19 protein-coding genes and 1 pseudogene are annotated in these 21,491 nt (G+C 69.7%); 10 read left to right on the top strand and 10 right to left on the bottom strand.

Annotated features, from left to right (window positions below):
- Positions 1 to 320: 320 nt before the first annotated feature.
- Positions 321 to 863 carry a DUF5956 family protein gene (locus tag SSNG_RS35275; RefSeq protein WP_007268766.1) on the top strand — a complete coding sequence of 181 codons (543 nt, stop codon included), beginning with the start codon at positions 321 to 323 and terminating at the stop codon, positions 861 to 863.
- Between the two features lie 4 nt (positions 864 to 867).
- Here the strand turns inward: SSNG_RS35275 and SSNG_RS35270 are convergent, their stop codons facing one another.
- Together SSNG_RS35270 and SSNG_RS35265 are read right to left on the bottom strand one after the other, a co-directional pair.
- Positions 868 to 1,698 (bottom strand): hypothetical protein, encoded by an 831-nt coding sequence (locus SSNG_RS35270; RefSeq protein WP_007268765.1) that lies wholly within the window; start codon positions 1,696 to 1,698, stop codon positions 868 to 870.
- A 71-nt stretch (positions 1,699 to 1,769) separates the two neighbouring features.
- Complete coding sequence (locus tag SSNG_RS35265) at positions 1,770 to 2,486, bottom strand: HNH endonuclease family protein (protein WP_241695321.1); 717 nt, start codon at positions 2,484 to 2,486, stop codon at positions 1,770 to 1,772.
- Positions 2,487 to 3,049: 563 nt separating this feature from the next.
- On the opposite strand from SSNG_RS35265, the gene SSNG_RS35260 reads away from it, so the two are divergent.
- Both SSNG_RS35260 and SSNG_RS45505 read left to right on the top strand, forming a co-directional pair.
- Positions 3,050 to 3,631: a sigma-70 family RNA polymerase sigma factor gene (locus tag SSNG_RS35260; protein ID WP_241695320.1), complete on the top strand. Its 582-nt coding sequence runs from the start codon at positions 3,050 to 3,052 to the stop codon at positions 3,629 to 3,631.
- Positions 3,628 to 5,301 carry an IclR family transcriptional regulator C-terminal domain-containing protein gene (locus tag SSNG_RS45505; RefSeq protein WP_241695319.1) on the top strand — a complete coding sequence of 558 codons (1,674 nt, stop codon included), beginning with the start codon at positions 3,628 to 3,630 and terminating at the stop codon, positions 5,299 to 5,301. Before SSNG_RS35260 ends, SSNG_RS45505 begins: the two co-directional genes overlap by 4 nt.
- Before the next feature lie 310 nt (positions 5,302 to 5,611).
- Here the strand turns inward: SSNG_RS45505 and SSNG_RS41480 are convergent, their stop codons facing one another.
- The 3 genes from SSNG_RS41480 to SSNG_RS35245 all read right to left on the bottom strand — a co-directional run bounded on the left by SSNG_RS41480 (position 5,612) and on the right by SSNG_RS35245 (position 9,007).
- Positions 5,612 to 6,979: a hypothetical protein gene (locus tag SSNG_RS41480; RefSeq protein ID WP_007268760.1), complete on the bottom strand. Its 1,368-nt coding sequence runs from the start codon at positions 6,977 to 6,979 to the stop codon at positions 5,612 to 5,614.
- Between the two features lie 125 nt (positions 6,980 to 7,104).
- On the bottom strand, positions 7,105 to 8,307 hold the full coding sequence (locus SSNG_RS35250; protein WP_050780044.1) for a hypothetical protein: 1,203 nt from the start codon (positions 8,305 to 8,307) through the stop codon (positions 7,105 to 7,107).
- 103 nt (positions 8,308 to 8,410) lie between these two features.
- Positions 8,411 to 9,007 (bottom strand): hypothetical protein, encoded by a 597-nt coding sequence (locus SSNG_RS35245; protein ID WP_007268758.1) that lies wholly within the window; start codon positions 9,005 to 9,007, stop codon positions 8,411 to 8,413.
- A 38-nt stretch (positions 9,008 to 9,045) separates the two neighbouring features.
- Between SSNG_RS35245 and SSNG_RS43145 the strand changes: the two genes are divergently transcribed.
- The 3 genes from SSNG_RS43145 (at position 9,046) to SSNG_RS38430 (ending at position 12,762) form a co-directional block, all read left to right on the top strand.
- The gene (locus SSNG_RS43145; protein WP_007268757.1) at positions 9,046 to 9,402 is read left to right on the top strand and encodes a hypothetical protein; all 357 of its coding nucleotides are present in this window, start codon (positions 9,046 to 9,048) and stop codon (positions 9,400 to 9,402) included.
- Between the two features lie 588 nt (positions 9,403 to 9,990).
- Complete coding sequence (locus SSNG_RS45500) at positions 9,991 to 10,266, top strand: hypothetical protein (protein ID WP_347232516.1); 276 nt, start codon at positions 9,991 to 9,993, stop codon at positions 10,264 to 10,266.
- Between the two features lie 186 nt (positions 10,267 to 10,452).
- Positions 10,453 to 12,762: a serine/threonine-protein kinase gene (locus tag SSNG_RS38430; RefSeq protein WP_007268755.1), complete on the top strand. Its 2,310-nt coding sequence runs from the start codon at positions 10,453 to 10,455 to the stop codon at positions 12,760 to 12,762.
- 55 nt (positions 12,763 to 12,817) lie between these two features.
- Here the strand turns inward: SSNG_RS38430 and SSNG_RS35225 are convergent, their stop codons facing one another.
- The 5 genes from SSNG_RS35225 to SSNG_RS35205 form a co-directional block, all read right to left on the bottom strand.
- Positions 12,818 to 13,423 carry a hypothetical protein gene (locus tag SSNG_RS35225; RefSeq protein ID WP_007268754.1) on the bottom strand — a complete coding sequence of 202 codons (606 nt, stop codon included), beginning with the start codon at positions 13,421 to 13,423 and terminating at the stop codon, positions 12,818 to 12,820.
- A gap of 421 nt (positions 13,424 to 13,844) precedes the next feature.
- Positions 13,845 to 16,037 carry a hypothetical protein gene (locus tag SSNG_RS35220; RefSeq protein ID WP_042804664.1) on the bottom strand — a complete coding sequence of 731 codons (2,193 nt, stop codon included), beginning with the start codon at positions 16,035 to 16,037 and terminating at the stop codon, positions 13,845 to 13,847.
- Positions 16,038 to 16,231: 194 nt separating this feature from the next.
- Positions 16,232 to 16,576, bottom strand: coding sequence for a helix-turn-helix transcriptional regulator (locus tag SSNG_RS35215; protein ID WP_007268752.1), 345 nt, complete (start codon positions 16,574 to 16,576; stop codon positions 16,232 to 16,234).
- A gap of 3 nt (positions 16,577 to 16,579) precedes the next feature.
- The gene (locus tag SSNG_RS35210; protein WP_241695318.1) at positions 16,580 to 17,662 is read right to left on the bottom strand and encodes a site-specific integrase; all 1,083 of its coding nucleotides are present in this window, start codon (positions 17,660 to 17,662) and stop codon (positions 16,580 to 16,582) included.
- Positions 17,663 to 17,766: 104 nt separating this feature from the next.
- Positions 17,767 to 18,642: a class I SAM-dependent methyltransferase gene (locus SSNG_RS35205; RefSeq protein ID WP_063749980.1), complete on the bottom strand. Its 876-nt coding sequence runs from the start codon at positions 18,640 to 18,642 to the stop codon at positions 17,767 to 17,769.
- 310 nt (positions 18,643 to 18,952) lie between these two features.
- Here SSNG_RS35205 and SSNG_RS35200 point away from each other — a divergent pair, with 310 nt between their 5' ends.
- The 4 genes and pseudogenes from SSNG_RS35200 to SSNG_RS44530 all read left to right on the top strand — a co-directional run.
- On the top strand, positions 18,953 to 19,372 hold the full coding sequence (locus SSNG_RS35200; RefSeq protein WP_007268750.1) for a hypothetical protein: 420 nt from the start codon (positions 18,953 to 18,955) through the stop codon (positions 19,370 to 19,372).
- Positions 19,373 to 19,532: 160 nt separating this feature from the next.
- Positions 19,533 to 20,150 carry a PadR family transcriptional regulator gene (locus SSNG_RS35195; RefSeq protein ID WP_007268748.1) on the top strand — a complete coding sequence of 206 codons (618 nt, stop codon included), beginning with the start codon at positions 19,533 to 19,535 and terminating at the stop codon, positions 20,148 to 20,150.
- Positions 20,143 to 20,622 (top strand): annotated as a pseudogene (locus SSNG_RS44535) (FAD-dependent monooxygenase); the annotation flags it as partial. The gene SSNG_RS35195 and the pseudogene SSNG_RS44535, both read left to right, overlap by 8 nt.
- A gap of 88 nt (positions 20,623 to 20,710) precedes the next feature.
- The coding region (locus tag SSNG_RS44530) for an FAD-dependent monooxygenase (protein WP_241695317.1) at positions 20,711 to 21,491 on the top strand (781 nt) is incomplete at its 3' end.

The following is a 21,491-nucleotide window of genomic DNA, read 5'->3' as shown; positions in this document are numbered from 1 at the left end:
GACAATCGGTGAGGGCCCGAGGAGTGGGGCGGGCACCCGGAAGCGTCCAAGCGCACCACCTTGCTGGTGGCGGGCGGGAGGGCCAGCTCCAGGCGGCAACACGGCCGAACAGCTGGGCATCCGAATCCTTGGCCCCGAGGACCTCGCCGCCATCGTCATCGCCTCCTCCTCGCCGGCTGACAACCGTGCCTGGCCTTGTTCACGAGCCGTTCTCGTGGACAACGCCACGTGCCGTTGCGGCGCCGACCGCAGGCCTGCGCATCAGCGGACTGACGGCGTGTCCCGGCGTGGAAGCAGTGCTTTGACTACTGTGGTCCGGTATGTCATGGGATGTAGAGGGTGGCCCGCACCCGCTGGCCGACCGCCGTTCGGGTCGCAGCGAGCTGGAACCGGGGCGGCTGCCGGAGGCGCGGGAGCTGGAGGTGCTGGGGTGGTTCCTGGCGCCTGAGGCGCCGATGTGGGTGTTCCTGCCGTTCGCGTGGCCAGCGGAAGCCCGGACGTGGGTTCCTGACCGGTCGACCCGTTGGCAGGTCGACACCACCTTGGACGGGTCGGGGCGGGTGGTGGATGTCGAGTGCCACCCCGTCACGGAGGCGGAGCAGGAGACCCTGGAGAAGGACGCCTGCGCGGACCTGGCCCGGTGCGGGCTCCCGCCGCGTCCCGCCGGACGGCTTTGGTTTTTGAGGCCGGTGGGTCGGTTCGACGATCTGGACGCCGTCCTGGACCACCTCTGTGATCGCGCTGAGGCCCGCGGTGTGCCCGTCGGGCTGTCGGCGACGTTCGTGGCGCTGTGCGCGGCCGAGCTCCAGGCCGCAGCAGATGCGGGCCGGCCCACCGCACCGGAGGCCGGCGCAGCCGGGTGATGCGTCAGGGCGTCCAGGGGACCTGGTAGTACTGGCAGCCGGTCCGGGTGTTGCACTTGGTCCAGCGGCCGGTGTGCAGCACGCCGGCCTTGAACAACTGCCGGTGGCCGAAGGCGGTGAACTCCCCTTCGTGGTCGTCGTGGTACTTGCCGCTGCCCGTCAGCCGCTGGGCGTTGTATGACCAGCGGTCGCCGCTGGGCCACCAGGCCCGTGGCGCGGCTGCGTTGATCGAGGTGAGGTTGACGTTGTTGCGCCCGCAGTAGTCGTCGGGCCGGCCGCTGAGGTTGACACGGCAGGTGTTCGTCCAGGAGCCGGGGTTGACCTCGGGGCCGCTGTCCCAGTCGATCAGGGTGCGCCAGCGCGGAAGGTTCCCGTCGAAGGACTGCCGGTAGACGACGTCGAAGGTGCCGATGACGCCCTTGCTGTCGCCGTAGGCTCCGTTGCCTTTCACCTCCGCCGTGTAGTCGTTGATCTGCCTGGCACAGATCGTGCCGTTCTCGCACCACGAGTCGTAGTCGTCTCTGCCCGGCGCCGCCGCGCGCGCCGCCGGGGAGGCAGGCGTGTTCTCGGCGACGGTGTACACGGTGTCGGTGGTCTTGCCGCGGCTGTCCGCGGTGACTCTCAGGACGCCGCCCATACAGGTCCACGCGTCGGGCCGCGTGCGGTGTGCCTCATTGACACAGGGACCCAGTCCGGCGTCCTGGCCGTCGGAGGTGTCCAGTGCCGTCCAGGGCAGTGGAGCGTGTTCGGGTGCCGCAGCGACAGGCGGCGCAGTGACCATGGCCAGGGCCAGGCACGCGGCCAGTGCCGTGGTCAGGCTTCGGAGAATCTTCATGGGCGCCTCTCTCGGGCTTCACGATGACGGTGCCGCCGGACCGGGGTGGCGGGCGATCCGGCTGGTGCGGATCAGGGAGCGGTCTCGTAGACGACCGTGGTGGTCGGGCAGTCCTCGGCGAGTCCGAGAAGGGCTTGGCGCTCGGCGTCGTCGACGGCCAGGTTCCAGCGGAGTTTCGTGCCGACCCAGGTCGCCGCGTACGTGCAGTGGTAGGAAGCGTCCGAGGGCAGCCATTCGGACGGGTCCTTGTCGGCCTTGCTGCGGTTGGAGGCGGCGGAGACCGCGATCAGCGTGTCCGGAGAGCCCTGGTCGTTCGCGTATGCCTCCCGGCGTGCCGCGGACCAGACGGTTTGCTCGGAGTCGTAGACCTCCGCGAGCGGCACGAAGTGGTCGACATCGAGACGGGCGGCGTCGGCTACGACGAGGTTGTCGTAGGCGCTGCGCCAGGAGCCGCCGGTGAGCTTGCAGCCGGCTGCGACCTGCGGCGCTTCGACGGCTTCGGAAAGGATGACTTCCTTCCTCGTGTCGCAGCCGTCTGAGGCGTTCAGCCCGCGGTTCCAGTGCTTGTACAGGTCGCGTCGGTAGCCGTCGCGGTGCTCGGGGGCCACCGGGAGCCGGTCGATCGCCTCGTACAGCGGGACCGGTGTCCGCAGGCCGGCCGCGCCCGCGGCGGTCGCGGGAGGAGCTGTCGGCCGGCTTGGTGCGGCCTGGGCGGCGGGGACGGCGGTACTGAGGAGGGCGGCGAGGGCGAGTGCGGGCAGGCCACGGCGCATGAGGTTCTTGATCACGAAGGGATTTGTATCGGCCTTGAAGTGAGGCCTGCCAGCGTGTGTTCGGGTGTTTCACCCTGCCGGGTGGGTGCCTTCACTGCGGAAACGATCGTCCGGCGGGGGCCGGGGGTGACGTTGGGGAGCAGGGGGGCGTGCGCGGGGGTGCGGGGGCGCGCAAAGAAGCGGATGCCCCCGCTCCAGAAGTTTTGCCAACACGTCCTGAACGTTCGCGAGGCCAGTTCGCTTGGCTGGTGACTAGGAGCCGCCTCGTGGTGGCTCCCGGCTGCCGCACTGGGGGGAGGCACGCCTGGATCACCTGCCTGAAGACCGTCTGGAAGGACGCCCTGCTCCGTGGACATCACCGAACCGCTCGCTCTGGCGCTGATAGGGGCAACTGCCGTGCGCGTGTTCGCCCCTGACGTGGCACGAGGTCTCCGCCGCCTTCTCGGGGCTGGAGTGCGGGTGGGCGCCGCCGAACTCACTGCGGGCCGCAGCAACCTGGCGGCCGGTCACCTGGACCGGCCGCGTGACATGCCGAGTGCCGGCCTGAACGGGGCCGGGGAACAGCCGTGGGGGAGTTCATGACCGACGCCGAGGACGACCCGTTCGGTGAGCAGGCCGTCGACGTCGAGCTGGCCGGAATCATGCCGGTGGAGTTCGTCGCGTTCCACTCGCAGAACAACGAGGCCTTCTTCCACTACGCCCAGTGGGAGCTCGGCGACGGCAAGGTCGCCGCGGCCGTCGTCGAGGACGTTTTCACGTTCCTGCTGCAGGTATGGCCGGAGGCGCTCCAGGAAGCCAGTCTCCAGGGGTTCGCCTGGGCGCAGCTGCGGGAGACGGTCGCACGCTTCAAGGCGGCCGAGGTTGTTCCGGTAGCGCTGGTGAAGACCGCCCAGTTCGCGGCGCTGCGACGCGCTTCGCGCCGCCAGCTGAAGGCGCAGCAGGTGTCCACGATCGGCCTGTACGAGGCGATCGCCGAGCTGCCCGAGCGGCACTACGACGTCGTGCTGCTGACGTTTGTCCTGGGTCTGGAGAGAAGGCGGGTCGCGCAGCTGATGGGCATCTCCCCGACCACGGTGCGCTCGCACATCCACACCGCCCGCCGCACGCTTGCCGAAAAGATCAATTTGCAATGGACTCCCGGAGAGGAGAAGGACCTGTGAACGACACAACCGGCAACGCCGCCGGATCGCCGAGTGAAGTTGACGGCAAGGCTCTCCTGGCCGCCAACGTCTTCACCGGCGACTACGCCACCTACGACGAGACGGAGGCACGCCGCCGTATCGCCCTGCGCGTCGTCGGTCACCGCAGGGGCGCGGCGGCGCGACGCCCCGCCGGTGGTGCGCTGCCGTACGGAGGCGTCGCTCCGGCTGGATCCCGTGTTCCGAGCCGAGGGGAACGTCAGCTGGTACTGGACGCGGCCTGCCACGTGCGGGCCGGCCGCGCCCTCGACCGCCTCGCCCGGGACCTGGTCGACAGCGCGGAGTTCACCCGGATCGCCCTGGACGCGGACGCCTGGCCCTACAGCCAGCCCTCCGCCCTGCTCTTCGCGAGCCTGCTGCACCTGTCCGGCCGGGTGGAGGGCGCGCAGTTCTGGTTCCAGTACGCCGCCGGCGCCGGCTCGGCCACCGCTGCCCGAGCCCTCTACCTCCTTCACCTGTCCCGGGCCGAGGTCACCATCGCCCGCCACTGGCAGAAGCAGACCACCAGCCCCACCAACGACATCGAGGCCGGCCTGCCGGCCCTGCCGCCGATCCCCGAGGACCTGGAGTCCCCGTTGGGCGCGTCCGTCATCTGGTCCTCACCACCCATCTCCACCACTGACCTGGCCGCTCACCCGCCCGCCGATTCCAAGGCCCTGCGGCAGGTCCCCCTGCCGCTGCACCGGGCGATGACCGCCCTCGTCCCCCGCGAGGACCTCGTCCACGGCGAGGTCTACAGGACCACCAGCCAACTCGCCTCCGCCCTGGCCCGCTGCGCCCGTCTGGCCCCGTCCGGACTGACCGCCGACGCCCTGCAGGGAGCACGGATCGCCCGCCGGGCGCCCCGGCGGCCGACATGTTCCAGCCTGGACGCGGCCCACAGGGCCCTGCGCGTCCTCGAAGTCGTGCACCGGCACGTCGGCGGTGTACGACTCACCCAGATCGCGCGGGAGACCGGCCTGGGCCAGCTCCACCTCAACCAGGCCCTGCAGCAACTCGTCCGTGCCCAGCTCGCCGCACCGATCATCCCCGGGGTGTACGCCGCCGGCTCCGCCCTGCAGCTCGCGGCCGCGGACCGGGACCGGATGGGCGAGCTCCGCGACACCCTCGGATACCTGCGCGACGCCGTCGGAGCCGCCGTCTACGTCGCCACCTACACCGAAGGCGAGGTCTCCATCACCCAGTACGCCGACGGCCCCCGCACCCCGGCCGTGCACGAGTGGGTCGACTTCCGCGAAGCCGCCCACGCCTCCGCCGTCGGCAAGGCCCTCCTGGCCCAACTCGGCCCCAGTGAACGCCTTGACCATCTCAGCCGGTACCGCATGGAGCGCTTCACCCCCCACACCATCACCAGCCGGGAGATCCTCTTCGACGAACTCGACGACCGCAGGCCCGGCCAGCCCTTGCTCGACCTCCAGGAGTACACCCTCGGCACCGTCTGTGCCGCCGTCCCCATCGGCACCGGCACCGAACCCCAGTGCGTGGCCCTGTCCCTGCCCACCCCCGACCCCGAACGCCTCCAGCAGGCAGCCCGCGTCCTGCGCAACGAAGCCGTAGCCGTCGTCCTCGCCCTCCTGGTCGCCGGCGAGGATCTGCGCACACCAGCCGGACCGGCCGCAGGCCGCCGCTGAACTCGAGGGGCAGCCGCCCCGTGGCCTGACCGCCGCGGGGCGCGCGGCCCGCAAGGGCCAGGCCCGCAAGCCTTTGCCAAACCGGGAGGCTCCGCAGCAAGACCGGCTCGCGGCGACGCCATCATGATCACCCTTCTGCCCTGGCTGGTCCCGTCTCGAAGGCGGGCGATTCCTGGGGCGTCATATCCAGCCGGAGCCTGCGCAGCCTGACAGGGTGCCTGTAGACGCCGCCGCGGTCGACGGCGGTGTCGGCGCGTCTGCCGCGAGTTCAGAAAATCTGCGGGATAGCACGAGGGAACTCGCGAGCCGATCAGCCGAAGACTGCTCCCCGCACCGCGGGTTCGCGGTGACCTGGGGGAGGGTAGGCGACGTGAACCCGATGTGAGGCACGACTGCCAGTCGTGTCCGATTGAGCGGCTGTGGCTGACCCCGAACCTACGTTCCCTTTCCCGAGGGTCTCCGGCTGATGCAGCGCCGATGCCCCGGACCTGCCCGGGTTATTCCGTTGAAGATTTCCCACGCTAACGTCATAGAGAAGGAGACCCAGCCACGCCAGCAAGCATGCAGTTGCAACCAGTCTCCAAATCGGATGACTTCCCCGAATTAGCGTCGGAAGGGTAGAAATCACGGAGTAAGTTAGCAGGGGGGCTGCCGCCAGGTTGTGATAGATGTTTGCGATTGTGTCTTCGGTATAGCCTGAGTGCGCGTATAGAAGAACGCCCAAAGCTAGGCAGATGGCACCAATCACCGAGTGCCAGACGACATTTCCAACCAGCGGTGGCGGCTTTACTTCCCCCCGGAGCATCCAGCTAACGAGTGCCAATTCAATGGCAATAAGAAGGTCGCCAGGCAGGCTTGAGAGTGCATAGTCATAGAAGCGCCCTTCGAAGGCTAGGCGCAGAATTCCGACAATCCCGACAATGAATAGAGCGATCACGCCTGCAGCGAATGGATGAAATTTCCTTAGAACCCACGCGCTCCCGATGTAGTCGCTGCCGCCAGAAGGTTCGTGGGGCTGGCTCCACCGTGACATTTCGCGATCCACCGTGTCTGCCGCAAGACGTCTGAGTGTACCCAGTTGCTTACTCCTTGCGTTGAAGGCAAATTCAAGCACCATAAACGCAGCTGCGGTGTTAACGGCGATCATTAGCGTATAGAACGACGAGAGGAACCAAAACCACGCTTCGTTGACATGCTCCCCATAGGCAATATATGCCGTATATCCGGTAAACCCGACGACGATGATCACATGTGACAGGAATGTGAGAATCGTCAAAGCGGCGAACGGCCAGAGGCCGCCCTTCCAGCCAGCGAAAATCCCTTGATGGAGTGTCATAAAACCAGGAAAATTGACCCTCTTATCCCAGGGCTCTCGGGATAGTGTCATCTCAAGTTTCATGAGATAGGACTGCCTGACCCTGGAGGCTGCATATTGAAAGGTGACATAACCAGTCAGGATGAGAAGCGGAAACGGTGCAAGCATCAGAATATTCGGGGAAATCTTGCTTTGCCTCGTCTCGTCGGCGAGATACGCTGAAGCTGCACTGAAGTAGGCAAGAGTGCCCGTTGTCACGGCAACAATCAGAGAGGACGTGTTTTGTTCATCTCTCCTCTCCGTCTCATAAACTTTAAGGCCGGTGTCGTTTTGCTGTGGGCCGCTCGTGGCGATGACAACCACCCCATAGGATCTGGTTGGGTGATGGTTCGGGCTCAGTGATCGTGCTTCGATCACCCCCGGTGGAAACCCGCCACACGGGTGCTTCAGGGCTGCAGACGGCTGATGTCATGTAGTTCGGTCTGCGATCACCCGTGCCAGAACGGTCCGGCTTCTAGGAGCTGTCTGGCGGCGTCCGCGTACCGGATTGCTGCGCGTTCGCTGATGCCGAAAACGCTGGCCAGGTGCAGGGCATCCGGCCCGTACGCCATGGCTTCTTCGAGCTGGCGGTCCATGCGGATCTGATTGGGGGTCGCGGCGATGCCTTCGAGGCGGGTGCTGATCCACCACTCACCGACCGGACGGTGGTCGTGGCCGGTCTGCTCGCTGACGAACAGGTGGGTGTTGAGCGTGTGGGGCCAACGTCGGTTCCGATCTTCCAGGTAGTCGGCCAGCAGGCGCGCGGTCAGTTCATCGAGGCGGCGCGTGTGGCCGTTGATGGTGATACGACGGTTCGGGAGGTCGACGTCCTCGAGCTGCAGGCGTCGAAGGGTGATGGGACGGGCCACATGGATGGCCGCGAGAGCGAGGATCAGGCGCGCGGCCGGGGTGGTGACCATGCCGGCGGCGCGACTGAGTGTCGCTGGCGGCAGTGGGCACAGAGCGGGAAGTGCCGGGTTCCCCGTCTTCAGGCGGCGGGTCGGGTCTTGGAAGATGCGGTTGGTGCGCCTGAGGAAGCGAAACAGTGAACGCAGACCGACGGCGGTCCGCTTGCGGGGCAGGCCGGTGAGGGCGTCAGTGGCGGTGTGAACATCGGCCGGAGTCGTCTCGCGCAGCGTTTCGTAGCAGGCGGACCAGGCCCTCAGCTGGGGGTGCATCGCGTTGAGGTAGTTGCGGATGGTCTGCGGGCTGCGAGGCTTGGAACGCTGGCCGCCGTGGCGGAGGGTGTTGGCCCAGGCGCGGACGTCGGTGGCGATACGCGGTGCGAGGTCGGCGAGCTTGCGGTCGAGCCAGGCGTCAAAGGCATCCTGGCGGTCGTCGTTGAGCACGCCAAGGTGGTCGATAACCTCGGCTGTTCGTGAGACGTTGAGGCCCAGCCGGTCGACCTGACAGATCTCGCTGTGGCTGATCCAGTCGCCGGGCGCGTAGCCGGAGAGCAGCACCACCAGAGCGTCGTCGACTTCATCGAGCAGGTGGTGCGACCAGCCGCGGGCCTGGGTGATCTTGCGCGCAGCGGCACGGGCGTGGATGAGCATCGGGTTTGCTGGGTTGGCGTGCGTGGGGCGGTGGAAACGGGTGAGGTCCCGGGGGATCTGGAACAGAGCGAGTTGCCCGGGGATCTGCCAGGTCACCGGTGAAATCCGGGTCCGGGCCGGGGCAGGGACGGCGGCTCCGGGCAGAGGGACGCCCATTCCGGCGAGGAACAGTTGCCAGTGCCGGTGGGCCGGGGTGGTGTTACCGGCCGGAGTCCCACAGCGGGTAGATGCTGTTGCCGACCTCGGCGGCCGCCTTCAGGTTGGCGGGGTAGGCGCGGCCGAAGCCCCAGTACAGCTCGTAGAGGTTGATGTCCTTGGCCGGAACCAAGTGGTTCAGGGTGCAGCCAGTGACCTGGCCGCTGCCGTTGACGATCGCGGTCCCGCCGCCCTTCACGCGGTCCCAGCCGTCGCTGGTGCGCTTTCGCAGCTGGCAGCGGATCTGGTAGTCGTAGTTGGTCTCCTTCCACCAGCCCGCGGCCTTGGCGTAGGAGGCGCCGGTGACCTTCGCGGTGATCTTCACCTTGTCGCCGTCCTTGGCGGTGGTGACACAGCCCCGGGCGGAGACGCTGCGGGATCCGTCTTCGGAGTAGCCGTCCAGCCATTTGTCCGGGGCAGGGTCGCATACCGTGCCCGGCTTCCACTTGGACGCGTCCGGGCGGAAGATGGCGTTGATCGGCTCGCCGGTCACGTACGCGGTCAGGCCGTGCTTGACGACCTCCCACCGCAGCTGCAGGTCCCGCAGCTGCGCCGTCGGGAACGTGCCCGTGAGCTCGCAGGTGTCCACCGGGCCGGTCACCTCGTGGAACTCCTTGGTGAACCTCCTTGTCCTTCAGGGTGAAGCTGCCGTTCTTGTCCACCCGGAACAGGCGGCATGTGGCCGCACCGTGGTACTTCTCGGCCGGCACCCACGGCGAGTCCTTGTCCTTGCGCTCCGCGACGTTCGCCTTCACCTTGAACGTCAGCTTCGCGCTGTCCCCGGTACGCACCGTGGTCAGGCAGCCCTGCCCCATCGCCTGCACATCGTTGGGTACATCACCATTGGGGCCGCGCGAGAATCCCGTGCCCGTGGCCATGCCCTGTGTCGGCGAGCAGACCGTCGTCGTCACACTCTCCGCCTGCTTGTCCCCCGCCTCCGGCGCCGCCTGCGCCAACGCGACCGGAGACATCGCCAGGGCCGCCGGCACGGCGTAGAGAAGGAACCTGGCCGTCACGGAACTCCGCGTCATCACCACTCCAAAACGATCTAGAGACCAAGGTCGTACGGATCCCGGCCACGGCACGCAACGCCCCCGCACGCTGACAGCACAGGGCAGCCGGCTCAGGGCCGCACCGGACGCCGGATCCTTGATCAACAACGGCCTCGGCCACGAAAGGACACCCCTCACCAGCCCCGCCACCACCTTCCGGCCACGACCCCGGCCGAAAGCCGCCACCACCCCGGCCCGGACGCCGGACATGCGCAACACGCAGCCCCGGCACCCCGCCGTGTTCGTATGCGGGTACGTGCGCCCGTCGTGACGACGGCGCGGCGCCGTGCACACCACTGCCCAGCGTCAGGCGCCTGCAGATGGCTGGTGTGCAGTGAGCTCCGCCATCTGCAGCCAGTCGATGTACCAGTGAGTGAAGGTGACCGGCTTCCCAGCTGCTCAACACCATCTACGGCAAAGCCCACGCCGCCGCCGCCCTCCACGGCGACCACACAACCGCGTTCGCGCTCGACGACCGGGGCGGCGGGTCTTCGACTCGGCCGGCTCGTACGAGCAGACCTCCGACTACGCCGTGCCGTGGTGGCGGCTCAACGTGTTCCGCTCCCTGCTCCTCGCCCGCCTCGGCGAGGAGAAAGCCGCCACCGAGGCGCAGGACCAGGCCCTGGCCGAACTCCCCGCGAGCCTGCCGCGTTTCGCCACCCACCTGGAGCTCCACCGGGGGCTGATGCTCGCCCGCTCCGGCGACAAGGCGGGCGGTGTCGCGCACGCCACCACCGCGATGGAGGCCCTGCCGCCCGAGAAGCACAGCCTGACCCTGCGGATGCGGGTCAACGAGAGCCGGGCCTGACCGGCCCCCGGCACATCCGAAGGCACACAACGGGACCAGCCGGAGCCGACCCGCGCAGCGGACCGGTCGCGGTGTCGCGGCGGTGCTCGTACTCCTGGCAGCGGGCCGGCGGATGCGGCCGGGAAACCCCGCCCAGGTTCGGAGGATTCTTGTCGCATCGCGGGCGAGTCGCATACGTTGACCTGCATGTACAGGGGGATGGAGCTAGCGGGCCGCTACCGGCTCGACAGCCGACTGGGGCACGGCGGCATGGGCGAGGTGTGGGCGGCGTCCGATCTGAGGCTGCGCCGTACCGTCGCGGTCAAGACGGTGCTCACCTCCCATCTGCGTGACGAACGGCTCGCCGCCCAGGTCCTGGCCCGTTTCCGCCGTGAGGGCGAAGCAGCCGCCCGGCTGAACCACCGCAACATCGCCGTCGTCCACGACCTGGGCGAGCACCGGCAGACGAGCGCCGACGGGCAGGTGGAAGTCTCTCCGTTCCTCGTCATGGAGTTCCTGGAAGGGCGTGATCTCGCGACGGTCCTGCACGAGTACCACCCCGGCGGGCTCCCCCTGGAGCAGGTGGTGGAGTACGGCGCCCAGGTGTGCGACGGGCTGGCCGCCGCCCACACGCGGAACATCGTCCACCGCGACATCAAGCCGGCCAACCTCATGCTGCTCGACGACGGCACCGTCAAGATCTGCGACTTCGGGATCGCCCAGGTCCAGGACGGCACGATCGGCCTGACCATGACCGGAGCGCTGCTCGGCAGCCCTCTCTACATGGCTCCCGAGCAGCTCAGAGGCCAGACACCGACGCACTCGGCCGACCTGTACGCCCTGGGTGCCAGCCTGTATGAGCTCCTTACCGGGCGCCCTCCGTTCACTGCGGACTCCGCGTACGCCGTCATCGCCATGCACCTGTCCACCGCTCCCGAACCGCCCAGCACCCACCGGCCCGCCATCGCGCCCGGCATCGACACCCTCATCACCTCCCTCCTTGCCAAAGACCCCGTCGACCGTCCCCCCACCGCCAAGGACGTCGCCGCACGCCTGCGCTCGGCACACCTCGCACCCGGGCCAACCAACGGCCCTGCCGCGGAAGCTCCGGAAACCGACGAGGAGCGCCACCAACGGGCCGCCGAAGCCGGAAACTCCGACGCCATGTTCAGCCTCGCGCTGTTGCTGGCAGAGGCTGACCGTATCGACGAAGCGGAAACCTGGTACCGGAAGGCCGCCGACGCCGGAGACAGCGGCTCAATGCACAACCTCGGAATCCTGCTGGCCAATACCGGCCGCACCAACGAGGCAGAAACCTGGTACCGCAAAGCCGCCGACTCCGGAAACAGCGGCTCAATGAACGACCTCGGACTCCTGCTGGAGGACACCGGCCGCAGCAACGAAGCCGAAACCTGGTACCGCAAAGCCGCCGACGCCGGACAGATCAACGCCATGAACAACCTCGGAGCGTTGCTGCAGGAAACCGGGCGCACGACCGAGGCGGAACCCTGGTACGAACGCGCCGCCGACACCGGACACACCGGCGCAATGAACAACCTCGCACTGCTGCTGCAGAACACTGGCCGCGAGACCGAGGCAGAACCCTGGTACCAGCGCGCCGCCGACACCGGACACACCGGCGCAATGAACAGCCTCGCACTGCTGCTGGAGAACACCGGGCGCACGACCGAGGCGGAACGCTGGTACGAACGCGCCGCTAACACCGGCCACACCGACGCCATGAACAACCTCGGAGCGCTGCTGCATAACGCTGGCCGCGAGACCGAGGCGGAACCCTGGTACGAACGCGCCGCCAACGCCGAAAACACCGAAGCCATGAACAACCTCGCACTCCTGCTGCAAAACACTGGCCGCGAGACCGAGGCGGAACACTGGTACGAACGCGCCGCCAACGCCGGACACACCAACGCCATGAACGACCTCGGAGCGCTGCTGCATAACACTGGCCGCGAGACCGAGGCGCAACCCTGGTTCCAGCGTGCCGCCAACGCCGGACACACCAACGCCATGAACAACCTCGCACTCCTGCTGCATAACACTGGCCGCGAGACCGAGGCGCAACCCTGGTACGAACGCGCCGCCAACGCCGAAAACACCGAAGCCATGAACAACCTCGGGGTGCTGCTGCAAAACACTGGCCGGGAGACCGAGGCGGAACACTGGTACCGGCGCGCCGTCGACGCCGGACACACCAACGCCATGAACAACCTCGGGGTGCTGCTGGTAAACACTGGCCGGGAGACCGAGGCAGAACCCTGGTACCGGCGCGCCGCCGACGCCGGACACCCCGACACCATGAACAACCTCGCACTACTGCTGGTAAACACCGGCCGCGAGACCGAGGCGGAACACTGGTTCCAGCGCGCCGCCAACACCGGACACACCAACGCCATGAACAACCTCGCAGTGCTGCTGCGGGACACTGGCCGCGAGACCGAGGCAGAAGCCTGGTACCAGCGCGCCGCCGGCACCCCGGACGGTGAAATCCGGGCCTGACCGGCGCCCGACGCATCCGAGGGTGCGCCGGGACCACCCGCAGCCGACGAGCCCCCTACGCGCTTGCCGCCCTGCCGCGCGTGAGCTGCGCGCAGCGCAGGCCTCCGCCCGCGTGCCAGTCCAGTACCGGGGCGACGTCGTCCCCGTGCTCGGCGCACCACAGGACCGGGACCAGGCCGCCGCAGTCGTGCCGCGCGCATACACAGTCCTCGCCGGCCCTCGTCTGCGGGACGCCGTGGCGGACCACGCCGCCGCGGCCGGTCCGCGTGGTGGTGCCGCGCAGGCGGGCCGGCCATTCCAGCGTGATGCGCAAGGCCCCGGACCCGGACCTGAACCGGTCGGTCACCCGGACGTCGCCGAGCACCGCGAGCGGTCCCGCACCCGGTGCGGTGAGCCGGGTCAGCGTGGCCCCGACCGGGCCCGCGGCCAGGGCGGCCAGGGCGTCGGCGTCGGTATCGTTGGCGACCCAGCCCGACAGCTGGTCGGTGCCCTCGATGTCGTCGGCGAGGCCCAGCCACGGGACATCCAGCCGGAACCGGCCCGTGGCGCCCATGTCGCCGCGCACCAGCAGCGATGCCTGCCCCGCCCCGGCGGGAAGGGTGATCTTGTCGTGGGCGAGCAGCCACGCGACGACGTCGGCCCGCTCAAACTCCGGATGCACTCCGTCCCGGGGGTAGGGGCGGGGAAGTCGGTGTGGCGGCGGCGCCAGCCCGCCACCGGCGCCCGCCCCACCCGCGCCATCCCGGCCGCCTCCGCGAGCAGCACCCGGTCCGTGTCCGGGGTGACCGGGGCGAGGCAGGTGAGCGGGGAGCGGCGACCGAGGCGGTGCGCACCGCTCGCCAGTCGGCCCAGGGCCGCACGACCGGAGCCGGGCGCAGCTTGCTCTGCCTGCCGGGCCCCTCGGCCGGGCGAGGGGCCGCTCCGACGGTCCGGGCGTGCCCAGCGCATCTGGGACCTTGGCGACGTGCCAGGGGCCGGGGGCCGGGCGGGGCAGCTGGTGGACGGCCGGGAGCCATGCTCTGGGTGAGGGCATGGACATCCGCATGTGGACTCCGTCGGCTGCCGGACTTGAGGACGTTGCGTCATCCCTGAGCGGAGTTCTTGAGGAAGTGTTCGGGGTGGGCGGCTTTGACGTACTTCATTGCAGTGGTGTCGGCGATGCCGAACAGATGCATCAGGTGAACGGGGTCTGCGGTTTCGTGTGCCTCGTCGAGGATCCGGTCGACACGCAGCTGCGTCGGCGTGAGGCCGAGGACTCGGAAGGTGGCCCAGAGTGTGTACTTCACGAGGGTCGGCCCTGCAGGGTCGAGCGCGGTCTGCTGAGTGACGAACAGGTGGGGGTTCGTACCGCAGGGCCAGCGGCGGGCCCGTTCTTCGAGCCAGGCCGCCAGCAGCCTTTGTGTGACGGTGTCGAGGTAGATGGTGTGGTGGCCGAAGCGGCGGCGCACCGTCATCCGGCCGGCTGACTGGTCGATGTCGGACAGCTGCTGGCGGACGATGTCGATCGGGCGGAGTGCGTGGATCGCGACCAGGGCAACCACGGCCTTCGCCATCGGGCCGGGTGTCGCGTCGAGCAGGCCGGCAAGCCTGTCGGAGGAGATGGGGCGGCGTACGGTCTCGACTGCGAGAAAGGAGACGCTGCGGGCGGGGTCGTGGAAAATCACCCGCTCGCGCTTGAGAGCGCGGAACAGGGACCGCAGGCTTGTCTGGCGCCTGTGTGCGCGCTGGCCGGTGCACTCCCTGATGGCTGTGTTGATGTCGTGGCGGGTGATTTCGCGGAGACTGCCGATCCGTTGGGCCCATCGTCGGATAATCGGGAAGCTGCTGTGGGCGTAGGCGCGGATGGTGGCCCAGTCGGTAACAACGGAGCGCTGGTGGCCCTCGCCTCGCATGACGCGCACCCACACTTCGGCCTCGCTGCGGATCTGCTCGGGCAGTCCACCAAGGAGGCGTTCGACGGCGGCATGGTCTCGGTCGCGTTTGTTCACAGGAAGCAGCAGGCCGCGCTCCTGCAGAAAAGGAATCAGACGCCGGCCCGACCAGCCGGGCCCCAGCGCAGCGACGGCCTGGACATCGACTTCGGGAATCAGGGCCGCGAGGCCGAGCCAGGCCAGGAGCATCCGCAGTGTTCGCAGGTGAGCGTCGCGGGCGCAGAGGTTCCACTGCTGGCTGGTGGCATACCGTTTGAACTCGGTGACAAGCTCTGAAGCTGCGGGAGACAGGGCGGGCTGTTCCTGGTCGCGCACACGAAGCCAGTCTCGCGGGGGCTGGGGAAACAGCGCCAGCTGCTGGGGGCCGCTGACGCACTTGAGCCATACCCGATGCGGCAGCGCAAACAGGGCCGGCTGGGTGGCCATGGGTGGCATGGGAGGCAACCCGCGCTGTAATTCATCGGTGACTTCTCGCGCCCCCGAATGCGGAAGTCCTGGAGTGCGGACGCGGGCACCGGGCCTCCTGGTCCTCAGTCCCGGTGCGAAGCCGTTGAACCAGAGCTGTTCGATGACGGGACCATCGCCGCTGTGATCGTGCTGCACCTGCAGACAGAACCGGCACTCGCCGTCTTTGAGCGGCCAGGTACGGCCGCAGCGGTCACACGGACCGGGGCGCTTGTCCAGGTCTCGTGCCCACTCGCGGCAGCAATCGCACAGGCTCTTGGCGTCCCCGGCCCAGGCCAGGCAGTGGGCACAGGAAACCTTGTGCCGCAGGTCACGCTGGTAGCCGGTCTGGGCGAGCCCTGAGCCGAGGTGGGGGCGCAGGAGGCCGGCTTCCTTCAGCACGGCAGCAACGGCCGGCCGCTGGCGCGGTAGTTCCGCGACGATGCGCTCGTCCACCAGTAGCTCGCCGGGCTCGCGGGAAGCCAGCGCCAGCGGGACCATCTCCAGGACGCGTGAGCGCCAGTCCGGTGTCTGGTGCTCACGCGTGCGAAGCCTCTCTGCGGCTTCACGGACGCGTGCTCCCTCGGGGAAGTCCCGGCCGGCGATGCGCAGCGCGTGCTCGCGGGTGAAGGTCCTGGGCTGGCGGGGAAAGAGCGGCAGCTGTCCGGGGATCTGGGGCGGGCAGATGCCGGGGGCGTCCAGCTCTCTGCCGGGGTTTAGGCCCCGGACCGTCTTCCAGACCCCGACGGCTGGTACCGGGCCGGGGAGAGCCTCAGCGCCGCGGACCGCCGTGGCCTTGGGCGGGAAGATCCCGGGCAGCTGCAGGGGCAGCTGCAGGTGGCGCGGCGGCCCTGGAACCCGGCTGAGGGCGGCGTGGCTCCACTGCGGGTCCGGCAGCATCCGGACCTCGATCGTGCACAGCCGGCAGACCTGGTCCCCGTTGACCAGGCCCGGGTGACGGCATCTCAGGCACAGACCATCCCTCCCGCCGCGGGCCTTCCACGCCACACACCCGTAGCAACTGCCGCGTGGGCGCAGCGGTCCCCAGGCATGGCAGCGGTCGCACTGACCGGTCCGGCTCGCCATCGGCGCCGTCAGTTCGGCGGGAGGCCACGCCGGGGCGCGCCGCCACCACTACGGCGCGGGACCGGCCGGACCGTGTCGGCCACGCGCCGGGCTCCGGCCGCCGGCTGCCGGGGGGTGTCCTGCCGGGACTCGTACTGCTGGGGTTCGGCTTCCAGCAGGTCGGCGACCGTGCAGCCCAGTGCCGCACAGATCTTGTCCAGGTCCTCCAGCCGTACCGTGACCGGCTTGTTCGACCACAGGGCAGCAACCTTGCTGAGAGACGGGGTGAACCCGACCTCCTCGAACGCGGCCTGCAACTGGGTGGGCCGCCAGATGTCCCGGCGGGCCGCCACCCAGCGAAGGTTCCACTTCACTCTCTACACCTCCCCGCTCAGCCGTCGCGCCGCACGGTCCGAAGCCGCCAGACTCGCCCGCCACGCCCTCTCCGGATCCGCCCCCACCGAGCCGAGATAGCCCACCGTGGTCGTCGCCCACTCATGCCCCAGAAGCTTCTGCACGTCCCAGAGCGGCATCCCCAGCTCGTAGTTGTGCGTCGCACACGCATGCCGCAACAAATGCGGATACAGCCGGTCCACCGGCCCGCCCAGATACAGACCCGACGCGGTCTTCAACGCCCGGCGGAACACATCCGGCCCGACCGCCGCCGCGACGGGACCATCCAGCGGGGCCCGCGTCTGCGGCAGGCGCTCCGACGGCCACAGCGGGACCCGCGGATCGGCCACATCGTCGGCGAACTGACCCCGGATCTCCTCGACATACCACCACAACAACTCACGGCCCTCCGCGAACAGGTACGCCTGCCGCTCACGCGGACCCGACCCACGCGCTCCCTTGCCCCGGACGATGAACCGTCCCCACCGGCCGAGCTCCCAGTGCACGTCGCCCAGGCGCACCGAACACAGCTCCGTCGCCCGGACACCGGAGATGTAAGCGATCTTGGCCATGCAGTAGTCCCGTACTGCCACGGGATACTTCCGTGACGCCGGCAGACTCTCACGCCAGCCGGCGAAGAACTCCCCCATCTCCCGGCGCGACGGCGGAACCCGCTGCAGGAACTCGCCGCGGTGCCGAGGCCGGTTGAACGCATCGACCGGCGACTGCACAGCCGTCCCGAACCGCCGCCCGATCTCCCCTGCGTACCGCTGCTCCAGGAACGCGAAATACCCGTCGATCTTGACCATCTTCTGCCGGACCGTACGATGCCCCCGCTTCCCCGGCCCCGCGAAGTAGTAGTCGACCTGCCTCGGCGTCAACCGCCACGGCACCGTCTCGTAGAAACCACACACCTCCATCACGGGCTGCATCAGCCTCTGCAGCGTGGTCTCCGCGAGCCCCGCCACATCCCTGGCCCACACATACTCCGCCATCGTGTCCAGGAAGAACGCAGACTCGTTCCCCACATCGGCGAAGCCCGCCCCCTGCCTCGACAGAGCCAGCACATCCGCCCCACCTGGGCCTGCGGACTCTCGCCCGTCCTCCACCGGCATCGGTGGCGGCACCAACGACAACCGACGACCACTCAAATCAACCACAGCCCTGCAAATTACTGTGATAACTCGCAGAATCTGCCAGAAACCCTGAAAACCTCACCCCACCGAGCGACCCAGACGCCGGCAAACGAGCTGGTCAACCGACGAACCCCGCCACTACCAGCCAACGAACCCAACGGAACTCCAATTAAGTGGGGTTCGAACGCGGCCCACGCGTCGGTGCTCAGGGTGTGCGGGCCCCGGTAGCGGGCGGGGTGCGGGTAGGGGCCCAGGAGCGCGTGGGCGGGCGCGGTGACCCGGCCGGTGCGCCGGGCCCGGAGGAACAGGTGCTCCTCCGGGCCTGCGATGCGGCTGTCGGGCTGGAACGTGGCGGTCTGCCGGTGCAGCACCGTCAGCCCGGCTTCCTCCAAGCGCGCGGGAAAGGCGTCGGCGGGCAGGCTGCTGACGTTCATGCGGCGGCCCATCCACGTCAGGGTGGTGCCGTCCAGGTCGCCGGGGACGGTCGCGAACAGCAGGTAGCCGCCGGGGGCGACCCAGGACGCGATCCGCTCCAGCGAGGCCGCCACCTCCCCCTGCGACATCAGCAGCAGCGGGAAGAACGCGCAGACGGCGTCGAAGTGCTCCGCCGGCTCGTACGTGCGCACGTCCGCGAGCCGGAAGTCGGCCCCGGGCACCTGGGACCGGGCCAGCTCGACCATGGTCGCGGAAACGTCGATGCCGGTCACCCGGAACCCCGCCTCGGCGAGCGCCGCGGCGACGGGCCTCCCGGTACCGGAGCCGACGTCCAGCACACGGGCGTCCGCCGGCAACCGCTCCGTGAGCCAGCCCAACGCCTCGTCCTGTCCGGGCAGCCCCGCGAACGCCCGCTCGTACTCACCGCCCAGCTCGTCGAAGACCTCTGCGGCACACTTCGCGATCCGCTCGTCCACCACACGCTCCCTGCGCTCACCCGAACCTGACGGACCAGCAGATAGCACGGGCGGACCGCCCATCCGGAACGGCACACCGGACGCGTCCTGCCCCAGCGGCCCCGCAGCGCGGGCGGGGGAAGCCGGGTACCGGCAGCCGCACGGCACGCAGAGCACAGGAACCAGGCACGCGGCGAACACCGCCGCGCGGCGCCCGCGCCTAGATTCACCTCCGGGTGACGGACGCCGGACTCCTGCCCGAACAGGGTCCTGCGACTCCGCACTGCCTGAACAACCATCGACGACGACGTCATCAAGGGGGAGGCATCTCATGCCTGGAAAGTCGGGCAAGTTCGCGGCCGTGGCGGCCGCGGCGACGGCGGTCGTGACGCTGACGGGGACGCCCGCGAGCGCGGGGGACATAGCTTTCAACACGCGGAGCGTCTGGGTCGACGGCACACCGACGCGGGGCCAGGACGAGGCGTGCACCACCCGGAGCATGTACCTGGCCTCCGGCAACTACACGTGGACGCAGATCCTCGACGGGTACCGCTGGCCGACCCGCGACCTCTACCTGGCCATGGGCACCTACACGTGGAAGGACTGCCTCAGGCCCGAGAACGGCTACTACAAGCAGTACTCCCTCCTGTACAAGCCCGGTTCAGAGACCGCGTACCTCGTCGACCCGTCCGAGTTCGGACTGGACAGGGGCACCCACACGATCGGCTCGCTGCTCAACCCGCACTTCTGACCGGCCCGCCGGGCGACGCGGTGATCCGCCGAGGATCACGGGCGGCGCCCGGCCCCCGCCGTCCTGGACCCGCGTCCTTGCGCGCGGGATCCCCGCTCCTTATGCTCGGATCCGAGTAATCGACACCGAGTACACCGCCGAGCCGGCGCACTGGAGCTCCATGCCCACCCGCGAACCCTCCGCCGTCCGGAAACATCCGAAGCGCCCCGCCAACGCCCTCGCCCTCGCCGTGCTCGGGCTGCTGCTGGAGCAGCCGATGCACCCCCACGCCATGGCCGGCGCGTTCCGCGAGCGCGGTATGGACCGCACGTTCAAGCTGACGACCGGATCGCTCTACGACACCGTCCGCGCGCTCGCGCGGGACGGGTGGATCGAGGCGGACGGCACCGAGCAGGTCGGCAACCGCCCTGCCCGCACCGTCTACCGCCACACCGCCGCCGGACGGGAGGGCTTCACCGGCTGGCTCGACGAGCTGATCCGGGAACCCTCACCCGAGTACCCGCGGTTCCTCTCCGCCGTCGGATACCTCGGCGCGCTGGGCCGAGTCCGCGCGGCGGGGGCGCTGCGCGAGCGGGCCGCCGCGCTGAGGGAGCGGATCGAGCAGGACGCCGAGGGCTACCGCACGGCCCGCGAGGAGCACGGCGCACCGCGCCTGTTCGTCATCGAGGCCGAGTACGCCGCCGCCATGGCACGGGCCGAGCTGGCCTGGGTGGAGCACACCGCCGACGAGGTCGAGCGCGGCACGCTGGCGTGGCCGGAAGGGGCGGACGGTGAGTGACGGCGCGCCGCGGGCCGAGGCCGTCGACGTCCTGATAGCCGGAGCCGGTCCGGCCGGGCTGGCGCTCGCCGGGGAGCTGGGGCGCGCGGGGGTGCGGGCGCTGGTCCTGGAGCGGGAGCCCGAACCGCCGGGCTTCTGCCGCGGGTTCAACCTCAACGCCCGGAGCCTGGAGCTGCTCGACCGCCGGGGCCTCGCCGGGCGTTTCCTCGCGGAGGGGCCGACCGTCCCGACGACCGCGTTCGTCGGCCGCTCCCGCCTCTACCTCGCCGCCATGCGCACGAAGCACCCCTACGTCCTCGGCATCGCCCAGACCCGGGTGGAGGAGCTGCTCGCCGAGTGGGCCCTGGAGTCGGGCGCGCGCCTCGTCCGCGGGCGGCACCTCACCGGGCTGCGGCAGGACGCCGGCGGCGTGACGGTGGAGACGGACGGCGCGGACGGCCCGTCAACCGTGCGCTGCCGGTGGCTGGTCGGCTGCGACGGCGGCCGCAGCACGGTGCGGAAGGCGACCGCCACCGGCTTCCCGGGGACGCCCGCGCGCACGTTCACCCTGCTCGGGGGACGTGGTCCTCACCGACCCGTCGGCCGTCCCGTTCGGCCCCCACGCCGGGCCCGGCGGCCGCTCGGTGTTCGCGATCCCGCGCCCCGGCCACGTCCGGCTCCTCACCGAGGACCCGGCGCCGCCCGCGGACCCGCACGAGCCGGTGGCGCCCGACTCCTTCCAGCGCGCGATCGACGCCGCGCTGGGACACCGGGCCGAGATCACCGAGGTGCTGTGGCTGACCCGGTTCGGGGACGCGGCGCGGCTCGCCGAGCGGTTCCGGACGGGCCGGGTGCTGCTCGCCGGGGACGCCGCGCACATCCACCCCCCGGCCGGCGCCGTCGGCGTCAACGCGGCGATCGACGACGCCGTCAACCTGGGCTGGAAGCTCGCCCTGGTAGTGCGCGGCCTGGCGCCGGACACGCTGCTCGACAGCTACCACGACGAGCGCCACGCGGCGGGCGAGCGCCTGCTCCGCAACACCCGCGCGCAGGCGGTGCTCGCCCGGGCCGAGGGAGACGACGACCGCCTGGCTCCCGTCCGCGACCTGCTCGCCGAGCTGGCCGGCTCCGGGGACACGGCCGGGCCGCTGGCCGAGGCGATCACCGCCGTCGGCACCCGCTACCCCGCCTCGGGGGACCCCGGACACCCGTGGGCGGGGCGGATGGTGCCGGACGTCCCGCTGGGCCGGGACGGCGGTGACAGCCTCACGGCGCTGCTGACCCGGTCGGCCGGCGGCGCACTGCTGCTCGACGGCACGGCGGGCGCCCGGGCCCTCTCCGCCGCCGTCCGGCCGTGGGCGG

Source organism: Streptomyces sp. C (genome assembly GCF_000158895.1).
GTDB classification, from domain to species: Bacteria; Actinomycetota; Actinomycetes; order Streptomycetales; family Streptomycetaceae; genus Streptomyces; species Streptomyces racemochromogenes.
This window is presented reverse-complemented; position numbering and strand designations above follow the sequence as displayed.